This is a genomic window from Pseudomonas sp. KBS0710 (genome assembly GCF_005938045.2).
In the GTDB taxonomy this organism is placed as follows: Bacteria; Pseudomonadota; Gammaproteobacteria; order Pseudomonadales; family Pseudomonadaceae; genus Aquipseudomonas.
Window position 1 is genome coordinate 5724249 of the sequence record NZ_VCCF02000001.1, and the last position, 13815, is coordinate 5738063.

11 protein-coding genes are annotated in these 13815 nt (G+C 59.1%); 8 read left to right on the top strand and 3 right to left on the bottom strand.

Annotated features, from left to right (window positions below):
* Positions 1–103: 103 nt before the first annotated feature.
* Positions 104–442, top strand: coding sequence for a tryptophan synthase subunit beta (locus tag FFI16_RS26045; protein ID WP_110625702.1), 339 nt, complete (start codon positions 104–106; stop codon positions 440–442).
* Between the two features lie 124 nt (positions 443–566).
* On the opposite strand, the gene lapD is transcribed toward FFI16_RS26045, so the two are convergent.
* A complete protein-coding gene (gene lapD, locus FFI16_RS26050) occupies positions 567–2513 on the bottom strand; it encodes a cyclic di-GMP receptor LapD (protein WP_138813108.1) in 1947 nt (648 codons plus the stop codon).
* Between the two features lie 14 nt (positions 2514–2527).
* Complete coding sequence (gene lapG / locus FFI16_RS26055) at positions 2528–3220, bottom strand: cysteine protease LapG (RefSeq protein WP_138813109.1); 693 nt, start codon at positions 3218–3220, stop codon at positions 2528–2530.
* Positions 3221–3469: 249 nt separating this feature from the next.
* On the opposite strand from lapG, the gene FFI16_RS26060 reads away from it, so the two are divergent.
* The 5 genes from FFI16_RS26060 to FFI16_RS26080 all read left to right on the top strand — a co-directional run bounded on the left by FFI16_RS26060 (position 3470) and on the right by FFI16_RS26080 (position 10108).
* Entirely contained in the window at positions 3470–4180 is a 711-nt protein-coding gene (locus FFI16_RS26060; RefSeq protein WP_138813110.1) for a GntR family transcriptional regulator, read from the top strand.
* Positions 4181–4557: 377 nt separating this feature from the next.
* Positions 4558–5316, top strand: a complete 759-nt coding sequence (locus FFI16_RS26065) for a DUF3050 domain-containing protein (RefSeq protein WP_138813111.1) — start codon at positions 4558–4560, stop codon at positions 5314–5316.
* Positions 5313–6269, top strand: a complete 957-nt coding sequence (locus FFI16_RS26070; RefSeq protein ID WP_138813112.1) for a diiron oxygenase — start codon at positions 5313–5315, stop codon at positions 6267–6269. The genes FFI16_RS26065 and FFI16_RS26070 overlap by 4 nt, the downstream gene beginning before the upstream one ends.
* A complete protein-coding gene (locus FFI16_RS26075; RefSeq protein WP_138813113.1) occupies positions 6257–9631 on the top strand; it encodes an amino acid adenylation domain-containing protein in 3375 nt (1124 codons plus the stop codon). Before FFI16_RS26070 ends, FFI16_RS26075 begins: the two co-directional genes overlap by 13 nt.
* An 18-nt stretch (positions 9632–9649) precedes the next feature.
* The gene (locus FFI16_RS26080; protein ID WP_138813114.1) at positions 9650–10108 is read left to right on the top strand and encodes an SRPBCC family protein; all 459 of its coding nucleotides are present in this window, start codon (positions 9650–9652) and stop codon (positions 10106–10108) included.
* Positions 10109–10146: 38 nt separating this feature from the next.
* On the opposite strand, the gene FFI16_RS26085 is transcribed toward FFI16_RS26080, so the two are convergent.
* On the bottom strand, positions 10147–12027 hold the full coding sequence (locus tag FFI16_RS26085) for a methyl-accepting chemotaxis protein (RefSeq protein WP_138813115.1): 1881 nt from the start codon (positions 12025–12027) through the stop codon (positions 10147–10149).
* Between the two features lie 279 nt (positions 12028–12306).
* Here FFI16_RS26085 and FFI16_RS26090 point away from each other — a divergent pair, with 279 nt between their 5' ends.
* Both FFI16_RS26090 and FFI16_RS26095 read left to right on the top strand, forming a co-directional pair.
* Positions 12307–12822 (top strand): sigma-70 family RNA polymerase sigma factor, encoded by a 516-nt coding sequence (locus tag FFI16_RS26090; protein ID WP_138813116.1) that lies wholly within the window; start codon positions 12307–12309, stop codon positions 12820–12822.
* Between the two features lie 5 nt (positions 12823–12827).
* Positions 12828–13805 (top strand): FecR domain-containing protein, encoded by a 978-nt coding sequence (locus tag FFI16_RS26095; RefSeq protein ID WP_138813117.1) that lies wholly within the window; start codon positions 12828–12830, stop codon positions 13803–13805.
* Positions 13806–13815 lie beyond the last annotated feature (10 nt).

Here is a 13815-nt window from a genome sequence, read left to right on the forward strand (position 1 = left end):
ACGTCGCTGGCCCTGGCGGCCGGTTGCATCGCATACTCGCGACCATACACACAGCATTGTCCTATGCTGGTAAACGCGTGTGGCTCATTTTCGAGGGATTCTTATGTTTTACGTGCAACGTGATGCACAGGGAGTGCTGAGTCGCGTGGAGGCCGCCGCCTTTGCCGAGTCGACCGAAACCCTGCCGGCCGATCACCATGAGATCCAGGCCTGGTATGCCAACGAAGTGGTAGAAACCAGCCTGGCGCAGCTCAAGCAGAGCGACCTGGAGATGATCCGGGTACTGGACGACTTGATCCAGGTACTGACCCGCAAGGGCGTGATCAGCGTGACCGACCTGCCGCCAGCGGCCCAGGCCAAGCTGATGGACCGTAACCATGCACGGGAAGCGCTGGGTGGGTTGAGCCACCTGATCAATGATGAAGAGACGGGCTTGATCTGATTTCTTAAAGTCGAACCGGATCGAAATGTGGGAGCTGGCTTGCCTGCGATGCAGACACTTCGGTGTATCAGGCAAACCGAAGTGATGCTATCGCAGGCAAGCCCGCTCCAACATTGGATTTGCATCACTTCCAGGGCGCAGGCTCACCAAACAACTGGCCCTGCACGCCGAAAATCCCCATCTCGCGAATCACCTTCAATTCACCTTCGGTTTCTACGCGCTCGGCAATCAACGGCAAGTCGATACTGTGGGCCGCGCGCTGGATCGCTTCGATAAACAGGCGTTTGTCGCTTTCCTGGTCGATGGCGCGGATGTAGCTGCCGTCGATCTTCAGGTACGCCAAACCCAGGCGCGCCAGGTTGCCGATCATGCTGAAGCGCCCACCAAAACGCTGCAGGCTCAGAGAGAAGCCCAACTCGCGCAGGCGCTGGGTCAACTGCTCCAGCAGAGCCTGTTCGGGCAATTGTTCTTCGCCGATTTCCAGGGTCAGGCGCGGGCCCAGGTTGCTGTGCTGGCGCAGCAACTCGACAATCCGGTTCAGCGCCTGGGCGTCCTGCAAGGTGGCGGCCGAGAGGTTCAGCGCCAGGCTGTGCGTATGACTGGCCATCTGCTTGAGCACCTGCTCGAGCATCAATCGGTCCAGGCGTGCGGTCCAGCCGAAACGCTCAAGCCACGGCAGGAAACGCCCGGCCGGAATGGTGTGGCCGTCGTCATCCTGTAAGCGCGACAGCACTTTGTAGTGCAGCACCAGTTGTGGATCCTGGCTGGCGACGACCGGCTGGAAGTACAGCTCAAAACGCTGGTTGGTAAGGGCCTGGTCCAACAGCGTGTGCCAGGCATGGTGATCGTCACCGACACTGGCGGCGGCGCTGTGGTCAAGGCACACCCAACTGCTGTCGCCCTGCCCTTCGGCCTGGGCCAGAGCCTGGTCAGCCAGGGTCAGCAATGCCTGGGGCGAATCACCGTGGTTGAAAGGCGCAAGGCCAATGTAGGCCACCGGCGTGACGTCACTGGCACTGGTGGCTTGCAAGCTGAGCAGGGTGCTTTCGAGGTTCTGCGCCAATTGCAGCGCTTCTTCACGCACCAGCCCGGGCGCCAGCACCGCGAACTCACCACCACGGATACGGGTGACGAGGTTGTGGGTTTCCGGGTAAGGCTCGCACTGGCGCAACAACTGTTCGCCCACCGCTTGCAGCAACTGGTCCGTGCGCTGGCCACCCAGGCGCTGGTTAAGGCCGGCCAGGTCCTTGACCCGCAATAGCAACAGGTAACCGGAGTTGGTGTCTTCCGGGTTACTCACGCGGGCGTTGAGTTGCATCTCGAAATAACGCCGGTTGGCGAGGCCGGTGAGGTTGTCCTGGTAGGACTCGATGCGCAATTTTTCACTGCGCTCGGCCTGCTCCTGGAACAGCGCCTTGAGCTTCTCCACCATCTGGTTCATGGCCTGCACGACGCGCCGCAGTTCCGGCGTGCGTGGCAGATCAGGCAGGCTGAGGAACTCGCGGCGGGCGATGGCGTGGGACTGCTTGACCATGTAGTCCAGCGGCTTCAACTGCCGACGCAGCAGCAGCGCGCCCAGCACCGCACTCACCGCACCGCACAGCAGCAACCAGCCCAGGCTGCCCAGTGCGCTTTGCCAGAGCTTGGCCAGGGCGAACATCGGGTGGCTGACCACCTCTACACGCGCCGCCTGCTCCCAACCACGGTTGACCAGCGCATCGCCGCCAGCCGGCTCCAGGCCGATCAGCTTGACGAACCAGTTGGGCACGCCGTTGTTGTCCGGGATGCCGCTGCGCTCGACGATGGTTTTGTCGGTGGCCAAATCCACCACACGGATGCTGGCGTAATAGCCGCTGTCGAAAATCGAGCTGACCAGCAACTCCACCATCGCCGGGTCGTCGATATTGGGCGTCAGCGACAACGCCAGCGCCGTCGCCGCGTCTTGTGCATGGGAGCGCAACTGGTTGACGTATTGGGTGCGCGAGCTTTCCAGGCTGACCATGAAGCTGCCGCTGAAGGCGACCACCAGGAACAGACAGATAGCGATCAATAGTTGTTTGAACAGTGACATCCGATCAGTTACTCCTAGTTGGCAGGCTCGGCCGGGAAGCCTTCCGCACGCATTTTTTTCAACACATCCTGCCAACGCGACAAGCGTTTGGTATCACCGACTTTCTTGTTGCCCGTGGCGCCAGGCAGGTACAGGCCCTCGGCGTTGAATGAGTACACCGGCACCAGGTCGGTACGGCGGGTAGCCGGCAGGATCTCGTCCATCAGGCTGTCGAGCACCAGCGGGATGGCATCGGGGGTCGGATAATACGTCAGCACCATGTGCGCGCGATTCTGACGCAAAGCCTTAACGTAAGTAATGCGCAATTTGTCGCTGGAGACGCCCAGGTGACGCAGGCTGAAATACTTGGCGATTGCGTAGTCCTCGCAATCTCCCGCACCTTTCCACAGCGCTTCGATGGGGGTTTCCCAATAGTCGACCACGTGCCAGAGATCGATGTCTTCTACGTAGCTCATCTGCTTGTTGAAGAACAGGTTAACGACCTTGAGCTGTTCCTGTTCGTCGACCTTCTTTTCAGTCGCCAACAGGCGCTGCCAGGCGTCGATGCGCTGTTGGCCCTCGCCGAGCGGCCCGTACAGAGCCGTGGCTTTGCGGCTGATCTGCGAGAAATCCCAATCGGCATGCAGCCCGCCGGGCATCAGGCCAGCGAGCAAAGTCGCTGAAAGTAGCCAGCCGACAATTCGAGAGGGAATAAAACTTACCGCCAAGGCGTTCAGTCCGTGAAGAGAGACGGAATTTCAGGGATGGTGAAGCTTCAACCAACAAAAAACAATGGCACAGTGCAATCATTCATAAGCGGTTCGAGTTTATAAACGCCGCTTGTGGGACGCACAAAGTATCGCCTGTAAGCCCTTACAAACTGAAACTTTGGCTGTTTGACAAGCGCGCGACCCATCTCTAGTGTGCTTTGGATCCAATTAAACACACTCCATTCAAGATAGGAGGATAGCGTAACCGTGACGCAGAAGCCGAACCCCTTAAGCAGCATCAAAATCAGCGGGCCTATTCCCGCCCATCTTGCACGCGCCGTTATTGAAGAAACGTTGCGCAATGCCATTCTCGACGGCAGGTTGCCCTGTGGTACCGCGATGCGCCAGCAAGAATTGGCCAGCCTGTTCGGCGTCAGCCGCATGCCCGTGCGCGAAGCCTTGCGCCAGCTGGAAGCCCAGTCCTTGCTTCACGTCGTAACCCACAAAGGCGCCGTGGTTGCGCCGTTGATCGAGGATAACTCGGCCGAGACCTATGCCTTGCGCATATTGCTGGAGTCCGAAGCGCTACGCCTGTCGATTCCGTTGCTCACCGAAGCAGACATTGCTGAGGCTGAAGCCTGCATCAATACGTTGGAGCAAGAGCGTGACTATGCCGAGATTGGCCGGCTCAACCGCCTGTTCCACATGGCGTTGTATGGCAAGGCGCCCAACCAGCGGTTGCTCAAACTGGTTGAACACGGCTTGAATGAGGAGGAACGCTTTCTGCGCTTCAACCTCGAGGCAATGGGCCTGGGCGAGACGTCCCAGGAAGATCACCGTGAATTGCTGAACCTGGTGGTGCACAAGAAAGTCGACGAAAGCATCCTGACACTGCGCAATCACCTGATGCGCGGTATGGAAGTGATCAATACCTACCTCGATAGCCTTGAGGGCACAGCAAAAAAAACTGCACAGTAAGGGTTTACCCGCCTTTTCTTGCCACTTGAACGCTCTGGGGTATCTTTCCTCTCAGGAAGTACCCCACGTTTATGCGCCAGGCCGAGATTAACACTCAAGTAAACCCACGCTTATCAAAGAAACTTCTCACACACTTTCACACTACTTGATCACAACAAGTTCCTTCTCGAAAAAACATTTAATACTTTCATCAGTTTATCCAAACGTTTAATCAGATTATTATCTTCCACCCATAAAAGAACACTTCACTCGGCAGTGCAAACCTGTGTCAGGTTAGCGCTGTACGCGTGGCTTGGCTAAACGCCGGCCCTCTGCTTTTCATTACAAAACCCCATCACTGTTTCCAGAGCAATCGCAACAACTTATAGGCGTCAACCATGCATCAACATTTGCTTGAACAAAAAAAACTACAGCTATGCAGTCATCCGTTATTTACAGAAATAACCTCACTTAAGAAGTTACAAGTTTTTATGGAGCAGCATGTATTTGCTGTTTGGGATTTCATGAGTCTGGCTAAACGCCTGCAGCAGGATCTGACGTGCATGCAATTACCCTGGCTGCCGCCCGGTGACCCGCAAAGCGCACGCCTGATCAATGAAATCGTGCTTGGCGAAGAGTCAGACGAACATCCAACACGTGGCCACTGCAGCCACTTCGAGCTGTATCTGGAGGCGATGACCGAGACAGGCGCAGACACCTCAGCCATCCGACACTTCATTGAACTGCAGCGCCAAGGCGTCCAGGCAGATACTGCGATGCAAAGGGTCAATGTACGCCCTGGCGTGGCGCGCTTTGTCAGCAGCACCTTGCAGACCGCGCTGAACGCGCCAGCCCACTGTGTGGCAGCAACGTTCCTGCACGGCCGCGAGAGCGTCATCCCATCGATGTTCGAACGTATTCTGCAGGGCGACGCCTTCATGGCGCGTCAGGCACCGTTGTTCTGTCACTACCTCAGCCGTCACATCGAACTGGATACCCAGGATCATGGCCCAGGCGCAGAGCAGTTACTCCAGCGCTTGATCGGTGCCGACCCCAAGCGCCAACACGAGGCGGATGAAGCCGCCCTGCGCGCCATAGAAAACCGCCTCGGTTTCTGGGACGACGTACACGCCTCGCTCCATGAGGTGCAACCATGAACACCGCAGACTACCGCTCGTTTGCCGAAGATTGGGAACGCCGCGCCACCATCCGCACACGCCCCCGACGCCTGCTGGAAAACGACGATCGCTTGATCTTTCCGGTCTGCCGCCAACCTCTGGTGCTCAGTGCAACTTTTGTTGAGCACTGCCCGCAGTGGCGCGACTTCGTGTTGACGCAAAGCTTCTACAAATTCATCAACGACGTGGTGATCTTTGAAACCGAGATCGTCGACACGACCGCCCGCAGCATTGCCAAGAATCGTTTCGCACTGCCCTTCCCCCTTGCCTGTCGCATTGATGCAATGACGGTCGTGGTTGATGAGGATTACCACGCGCTGGTTGCGTTGGACTTCCTGCAGCAGACCATTGAACTCACGGGCATAGAACCGCTCGAGTTGCCCACGCAAATCGAACTGAGCCGGGCCTTGCCGGCTGCCCGGGCGCTGGCACCGCAACACCTGCATGACGCTGTGACGTTGATTGGGGTGGCCATCGCCGAGAACACCGTCACACACGACGTAGCGGCGTTTGCCAAGGACGACAGCGTCAAACCTTCCATTCGCGGCTTGATGGCCGATCACTTGTTTGACGAGGGTCGTCACGCCCAGTTCTGGACGCAGCTGGTGCGTCTTTACTGGCAGGCGGCTAGCCCGGCAGACCGAGACAGCATCGCCGCAGTCCTGCCGACCTTCTTGACCCACTACCTGACCAACACGCTGCACAAAGACTTCGACCTGCAGCTTGTCGAGCACTTGGACGTAGGCACCGACATCCGCCAGGCACTACGCGACGAAGTCATGGCGCTGCACTTCCCCATCACCCGCCAGCACCCGCTGCTCGGCAACATCATGGGGTTCCTGAATCACAGCGGCGTGCTGCATACGCCCAGCGTCGCACACGCGTTGAGCGACTACCTGCCCGAGCCGTGGAGGCAGACATGCAGCGTCTGAATATCGGATGGGCCGGCACCAGCCACGCCCTGATTGCGCTGAAGCAAGTGCTCGAAGCCTACGGGCACGTCACCACCACGCAACCCTTCGACCTGTTCATCGAGGACGGCACCCAAGCGCCGCTCACTCACTGTGTCGCACGCCAGTGGTTAAGCCTGCGACTGGGTATCGGCCCGCTGTGCGAAGGTGGGCTGCCCTCCCTGCAGGTGCGCGGCTACGACCAGCACCAACGTGTACTGGCGGTACACGACATAGCCCATGAACCCAGCGGCAACGGCCAACGCCTGCGCCGACAGGCGACCAAGTCTCTGGTGGAGTGGGCCGCCGAGCTGGTCAGCGGCTTCTCAAGGGACGCAGGCTACTTTGCTGCCAGCAGCATCACCAACACCTGGCCTGAACACAGCTTGCACGGGCTGGACGCCCTGGCGTTTGTGCATCGGTTCAATCGCACTGACCAGCCAGCATTGTTGCAGGCCGCCCAGGTGCCGATGATTGAACGGTTGCAGGCCAGTCTGCACGCCTTTGCCGAGCGCCCGGCGCTGAACATCGCGGGCAACGTGCTGAGTTACCGCCAATTGCAGCTTCGTGCCCTGTCGATCCAGCAACGCCTGCATCCCCTACTGGGAGGCATTGAAGCGCCGGTGGTTGGCGTGTGTCTGGAAAAGTCCGTCGAGCTGTATGCCAGTATTCTCGCCGTACTCGGTTGCGGCGCGGTGTATCTGCCACTGGCCCCGGATCATCCGCCGCAACGCCAGCAGGCCATGCTGGAACACAGCGGCGCCAAGGTATTGCTGGATGACGGCCGACACCCTTTGCGCGAGCAGTTCACGACACTGAATGCAGGCAATATTGACCCGAGCCACGCCGACATCACGCAGCCATTGATGCAACGTCGACCCAACTTCGACGCACCGTGCATGGTGTTGTTTACCTCGGGCACCACCGGCCAGCCCAAAGGCGTACTGCTGAGCCAGGGCAATCTTGCGCATTTCACCGGCTGGGCCGGCGCCAGCCTGGGGCTGGATGAACACAGCCGTGTCCTGCAGTTTTCGCCATTGAGTTTCGATTCATCACTGATCGATATCTTCCCGGCCCTGATCGCCGGCGCCGAGCTGATCGTCCCCAGCGAAGAGCAGCGGCGCGACCCTCAGCAACTGGTCGAGTTGATTCGCCAACAGCGCATCAGCCATGGTTTTTTGCCGCCGGCGCTGCTGAGCATCCTGCCGTTGGATCAGCCGTTGGGCCTGACCCATCTGATAACCGGCGGCGATGCCTGCGAGCCGTATGTGATCGAACGACTGGCAGGCCAGTGCCAGTTGCACAACCTCTACGGCCCTACCGAGACCACAGTGCTGGTCAGCCACCGGACGTTGTGCCCCGGTGACAGCAATCGGAATGTGGGGCGCCCCATCGCCAACAGCCAGGTGCTGATCCTCGATGACGCGCTGCAACCGGTAGATGAGCAGGTGATGGGCGATCTGTACATCACGGGGCCCGGTGTAGGGCTGGGGTATGTGACCGCGCCGCCGCCCGAGGGCAACCCGTTCGTTGAACTTACGATGCCCGGCGGCCAAGCGCTGCGGGCCTACCGCAGCGGTGACCGGGCAAAATGGACGGCGGACGGTATCGAGCTGGGCGGACGACGGGACGATCAAGTGAAAATCAGGGGCTTTCGCGTCGAACCCCAGGAGATCGAACAGTGCCTGCGCAGCAGTCGGCTGTTTCGCCAAGTGGCGGTGGTGATCGACCAAAACCGACGGATTTTGGGGTTTGCCGCCCAGCCCGAGGCCGACGCGACGGTGGCGGATCTGAAGCAGCATGCACAGCGGTGGTTGCCGGCTTACATGCAACCCGAGCGTTGGACAGAGCTACCGGAAATGCCCTGCACCGGCAATGGCAAAATTGACCGCCAGGCGTTGCTGACGGCGCCCGGGCACACAACGCCGCGCATCGCTCGCGCCTCGGCGCAAACGCCGCTGCAAACGCACCTGGTGACGCTGTGGAGCGAGTTGTTGGATGTGCCTGGCGTTGAACTTTGCATTGATGAGAGTTTTTTCAATCTGGGCGGCCATTCCATCTTGCTGTCGACCTTGCTGCTGCGTTTGCGCGAACAGTTCGGCTGCAGCCTTTCCTTGAACCGTTTTTTTGAAGCACCGACGATTCGTTCGCTCGCCTTGCTGATGGAAGACGCTGCACCGTCTTACACACCGTCATGCCAGATGGAAAAGGACGCATCCCAGGCGCTGAATGTAAGCATCCTGCCAGAGACGTTCGCTGGCGATCCGCGCAAGGTGATCGTCACGGGTGCAAACAGTTTTGTGGGTGTGCACCTGGTCGAAGCGTTGTTGGCGCAGGGAGCACGGGAGGTGGCATGCCTGGTGCGTGAACGCCCAGGGCACTCGGCGCCAGCCCGGTTTGCACAGGCACTGCGCGAGTACCACCTGGAACATCTGGACCTGAGCCGTGTGCAGGTTTATGCCGCCGACATCAGCCTGCCTCGTCTGGGCCTGGCCTGTGATGTCTATGACCACCTCGCCCGTAACCATGGTGTGTTGCTACACAACGCCGCCAGGGTCAACCATGTGCTGGACTATGCCTCACTCGCCAGGGATAACGTCCAACCCGTGCTTGAGTGCCTGCGCCTGTGTGAAACCCACAGCAAGAAAGTCTTCAACTTCATCTCGACGCTGTCAGCCTGCAGCAGCGTCGACGCTCAGGGTCACATCCTCGAAACACCGGCCGTGGCCACGTTGCCGCTCTACCTCAAGAATGGCTACAACCTTTCCAAGTGGGTCGCCGAGCGGCTGTTGGGGCGTGCGGTCGAGCAAGGCGCCTGGGTGAATATTCATCGCCCGGGGAATATTGCGTTCAACAGCCAAAACGGTGTGTGCCAGCCGCAAAACAACCGCCTGATGCTGATGCTCAAGGGGTCGCTGCAGTTGGGCCTGGCGCCCAGCCTGGAAGTGAATTTTGACTTGATGCCGGTAGACTTTCTCGCACGTTTCGTCGCGTTTCACTGCGGCCAATTCGCGGCGCGGCGAAACGTCTTCAACCTGCATAACCCGCAGCCCTTGAGCTGGGACCATTACCTGGATGCATTCAGCCAGGCCGGCCATCTTTTCGATAGGGTGAGCGTCGCGCAGTGGCAAAAGAGGCTGCCAACGGTGGGGCCTGATAACGCCCTGTTTGGCGTGCTGGGTTTTTACCTGGATGACCTGGCGGAAGACATCAGCGACGTCTCGATGATTTGTCACGACAACGCACGCCAGGGTGTGGCAGCGATGGGCGAACAGTACCCGCGCAAAGACCCTGCGCTGTTGCGCAAAGGCTGCGACCACCTCAAGGCCATTGGCTTTCTCTGACCTGCTTCAGGACTCCTTATGAAACTGCTGCAACCCGATACATTGATCCGTAACCCCAATGGCGCACCGCTGGTAGCGTCTGTTGACGTCGCGTGCGATGCCGCTCGCCTGTGGAGTGTGGTGGGAAATTTTGCAGGCTTTGATGCCTTCATTCCTGCCCTGTCGCACATCGAAATGACGGGAACCGGCGTAGGCGCATTACGCACCAAATTTTTCCATGATGGGCACCGCGTCGTTGAGCAACTCAACAGCCGTGACGACGCTGCGATGTGCATGACGTGGACCACCCTCTACAACACCTTGGGTGTCGCGCGACTATGGGCCGCCATGTGTGTGGAAGCACTCGACGCCAAACACGCCAGGGCGAGCTGGACGCTGATTGGCGAGCCGGTCGACACACCACAGGCGGAGTTTGAGCAGTTTGCGCAGGCTTTCGCCAACAGCGCCCTTGAGAATGTGCGACGAATGCTCGACTGATAGGCAGGAGCGAGCGACCTCGCTCCTGCCAAGCCGGGTCAGATCTTGAAGCTGTCGACCAGTTGCTTCAATCGGCTGGCCTGCTGCGACAGCGCATCGCAGTCCTTGAGCGTTTCGTTGAGGTTGACGACACCTTGCTGGTTCAACAGGTTGATCTGGTTGATATCAACGTTGAGGGTTTCAACCACTGCGGTCTGCTCTTCGGTAGCCGCCGCGACCGATTGGTTCATGCCATCGATCTCGACGATGCGCTGCGTCACGCTGACCAGGCGCTCACCCGCCTGGTTGGCCACTTCAACGCTTTCTTCGCTGGAGACCTGGCTGGCGTTCATGGTGGTCACAGCTTCACGCGAGCCCACTTGCAGCGAAGTGATCATCTTGTGGATCTCTTCGGCCGATTCCTGAGTGCGGTGCGCCAGGTTGCGCACTTCGTCGGCCACTACGGCAAACCCGCGCCCGGCTTCACCGGCACGCGCAGCCTCGATCGCCGCGTTGAGTGCCAGCAAGTTGGTTTGCTGGGAGATGCCTTTGATCACATCAAGGATGTGCCCGATGTTATCGGTGCTGGCGTTCAGGGTTTCGATCTGCGTGCAGGACAAGCTGATCTTTTGCGAGAGTTCCGACATGGCCAGGATGGTTTGCTCCACCACCTTGCGCCCGTCATCCGCTTGCTCACTGGCGCCGCTGGCGTGCTGGGAGGCATCTGCCGCGTTGCGGGCGATTTCCTGGGTGGCGGCGCCCAGTTCGTTGATGGCGGCCGCCACACTGTTGGTGCGTGCGCTTTGCTCGTCCGAGCCGATGATCGAAGCGTTGGAGGACGCCATGACGCGCTGGGACAGGTCGTGTACCTGACGCGTAGCCGAAGACACTTCGGAAATCGAGGCGTGGATGCGCTCGACGAACTGGTTGAATGCACTGCCCACTTCGCCGAACTCATCTTTACTGGTCACGTCCAGGCGGCGGGTCAAATCGCCTTCGCCCTGGGCGATGTCCTGCATGGCCACGCCCATGGTGGTCAGCGGACGCAATAGCACTTGAATCAGCAGGCTGAGCAGTACGGCGATGGCCACTACGGCGATCAACATGGCGATCAGTGCCGATGTACGGAATTTACTCAGTGGTGCGTAGGCTTTGTCTTTGTCAATCGACAGGCCGATGTACCAATCCGCCCCCGGCAAACCGCTGATAGGGGTAAATGACAGAATACGGTCCTGGCCGTTGAGCACAACGTCCTGGCTGACCTTCTCGATACGCAGGCTGGTGCCAGGGTAGATGTCCTTGAGGTTCTTCATCACCTGGTCCTGGTCAGGACTGACGATGACCTGGCCATCGGCGCTCACCAGGAACGCATGGCCAATACCGCCGAAATCCACCGAGTTGATGATCTTCACCAGGGTTTGCAGACTCAGGTCACCGCCCACTACACCGAGCAGTTCGCCGTTCTTTTTGACCGGCAGGGCAATGGTCACGATTTGCCCGCCAACGGCCGCCATATAAGGCGGAGTCAGCATGGTTTTATCGGCGGCTACTGCTTGTTTGTACCAAGGGCGCTGACGAGGATCGTAATCGTCGGGCATCTTGGCGTCAGGGCGCTGGGTGAATACGCCGTTGGTTTGGCCAACATAGGTGAACTGGAAGTTCGAGGTGAACGCAGGCTGGTCAACCAGCCCCGGCAGGTCGGCACCGCTGCCTTGATGAGCAACGTTTTGCGCCAGGCTTTCGAGGACCAGGATGCGGCCACTGAGCCAATTCTGCACGCTGCTGGCCGTGAGCTCGCCCGACTGCTGGATAGACGACTCAAGGTTTTGTGTGATGGTGCTGCGCTGCAGGTAATCGTTGTAGAGGGTAAATAGCGCGAAGGCCAGAACCACGACGCCTGACGCGGCCAGTAGAATTTTATGACTGAACTTGAGATTCATTTCATCGACTTCTTTTGCCAAAGGGGGGTGAGCGTGCCGAGTGGAACATTCCATGTAACGGGATAGGCGGACTCTCCGACCGCTCTATTTCGGTGCACGCATGGCTCGTCAGGCTTTCGGCCACTCCAGGAGAAATCTTAGAGATTTGTGAGAAGCATCCTCATTTTGAGTAGGAAACCGACCAGCGGTAGACGCTCAGGGTCCGGCGTTGCAAAATTTTTCCGCCTGCCAGACAATGCGACTAATTATCATTTGTGACGTTTGGCCAGGCCTGTGTGAATGCCCTCTACTGACTACATTGCGTGCGAAAGTGTTGTACGCACGCTTTACAGCACCCACCACAACTGGCTCAACACCTGGCTGCGCAGTCGCTTGGGCAATACCGCCGATGCTGCGGACCTGGCACAGGATACGTTCGTGCGCCTGCTGCAAAAAACCGAACGCTTTGAGCTCAAGGCGCCGCGTGCTTTTTTGCGCACCATCGCCCGAGGCCTGGTGATTGATCACTGGCGCCGCGAAGAAATCCAACGGGCCTACCTGGAGTCCATCGCCCACTTGCCGCAAGCGCTGGCACCCAGCGCCGAAGCGCGTGCGTTGGTGTTGGAGCTTCTGGAGGAAGTCGCCCGACTATTGGACGGATTAAATCCCAAGGTGCGTAAGGCGTTTTTACTGGCGCAGTGCGATGGCCTGACTCACCAGCAGATCGCACAGCAGATGGGTGTGTCGCTGCGCTCGGTGGAGCGGTATATCGCTGAAGGGCTGTATCACTGTTATGTCCTGCGCTATGAAACCTGACGCCAATGGATAACACCGCGCGTTCCGGGCCAGACCCGCAGGTGGTCAAACAGGCGATCAGTTGGACGCTGCGCCTGCGTAACAATCGTGGGAATGAGCGCTTGCATGCGCAATGTGAGCATTGGCGTGAAGCTCACGATGACCATGAATTGGCTTGGCAACGGGTGCAGACGTTACAACGGGAATTGAACAGCCAGATGGCGGCAATTCCTGGGGCGCATGTGGCACTGGAAAACGTCGCACAAGGCTTGGGCCGACGACGGGCACTGAAAGTGTTGTCGGGTGTGGTGTTGGTGGGGTCGGCGGCGTGGATAAGCCGGGACATGACCGGCTGGCAGCGCTGGACGTCCGATTTCGCCACCGCCACCGGCGAGCGGCGCAGCGTGCAATTACCGGACGGCACACGCCTGCAACTCAACACCGACAGTGCGGTGAACCTCACCTTCAATACGCAGCAGCGCCTGATCACGTTGGTGCGCGGGGAAATTCTGGTGACCTACGGCTCGCCCTCTTCTTCAGCGCCTTTGCTGGTACACACTCGCCACGGCTTGCTCGAAGGCATCGACGGGCGTTTTACCGTGCGCCAAGACAGCGAGTGCACACGCTTGAGCGTGGTCAGCGGCAATGTGGCCATCCATTCCCCGCATACGGCCGATGGCTTGGCGACCCAAGTACACACAGGGGAAACCTATCTGATCAGCCAGGCGCACGCCGTGTTGTCTGCGCCGCTGACCATGGACATGGGCACCTGGGCCGATGGGCTGATTGTGACGCGAGACATGCGTCTGGCTGACTTTGTGTCGGAAGTGGGGCGCTACCGCCAGGGTTATCTGGGCTGTGCGGCGGATATCGGCGACTTGCGGCTATCAGGGGTTTTCCGCTTGGAAGACACCGACAAGTTGCTGGCGATCGTTGCGCAAACACTGCCCGTTCAAGTGCGCTATCGCACACGTTGGTGGGTGAGCCTGGAACGCCTGGCCTGAATTTTTCAGG

Bases quoted from the DNA above. Each gene is read 5' to 3' on its own strand.
- FFI16_RS26045 (WP_110625702.1), top strand. From the start codon at position 104: ATGTTTTACGTGCAACGTGATGCACAGGGAGTGCTGAGTCGCGTGGAG.
- lapD (WP_138813108.1), bottom strand. From the start codon at position 2,513: ATGTCACTGTTCAAACAACTATTGATCGCTATCTGTCTGTTCCTGGTG.
- FFI16_RS26065 (WP_138813111.1), top strand. From the start codon at position 4,558: ATGCATCAACATTTGCTTGAACAAAAAAAACTACAGCTATGCAGTCAT.
- FFI16_RS26070 (WP_138813112.1), top strand. From the start codon at position 5,313: ATGAACACCGCAGACTACCGCTCGTTTGCCGAAGATTGGGAACGCCGC.
- FFI16_RS26075 (WP_138813113.1), top strand. From the start codon at position 6,257: ATGCAGCGTCTGAATATCGGATGGGCCGGCACCAGCCACGCCCTGATT.
- FFI16_RS26080 (WP_138813114.1), top strand. From the start codon at position 9,650: ATGAAACTGCTGCAACCCGATACATTGATCCGTAACCCCAATGGCGCA.
- FFI16_RS26085 (WP_138813115.1), bottom strand. From the start codon at position 12,027: ATGAATCTCAAGTTCAGTCATAAAATTCTACTGGCCGCGTCAGGCGTC.
- FFI16_RS26090 (WP_138813116.1), top strand. From the start codon at position 12,307: ATGCCCTCTACTGACTACATTGCGTGCGAAAGTGTTGTACGCACGCTT.
- FFI16_RS26095 (WP_138813117.1), top strand. From the start codon at position 12,828: ATGGATAACACCGCGCGTTCCGGGCCAGACCCGCAGGTGGTCAAACAG.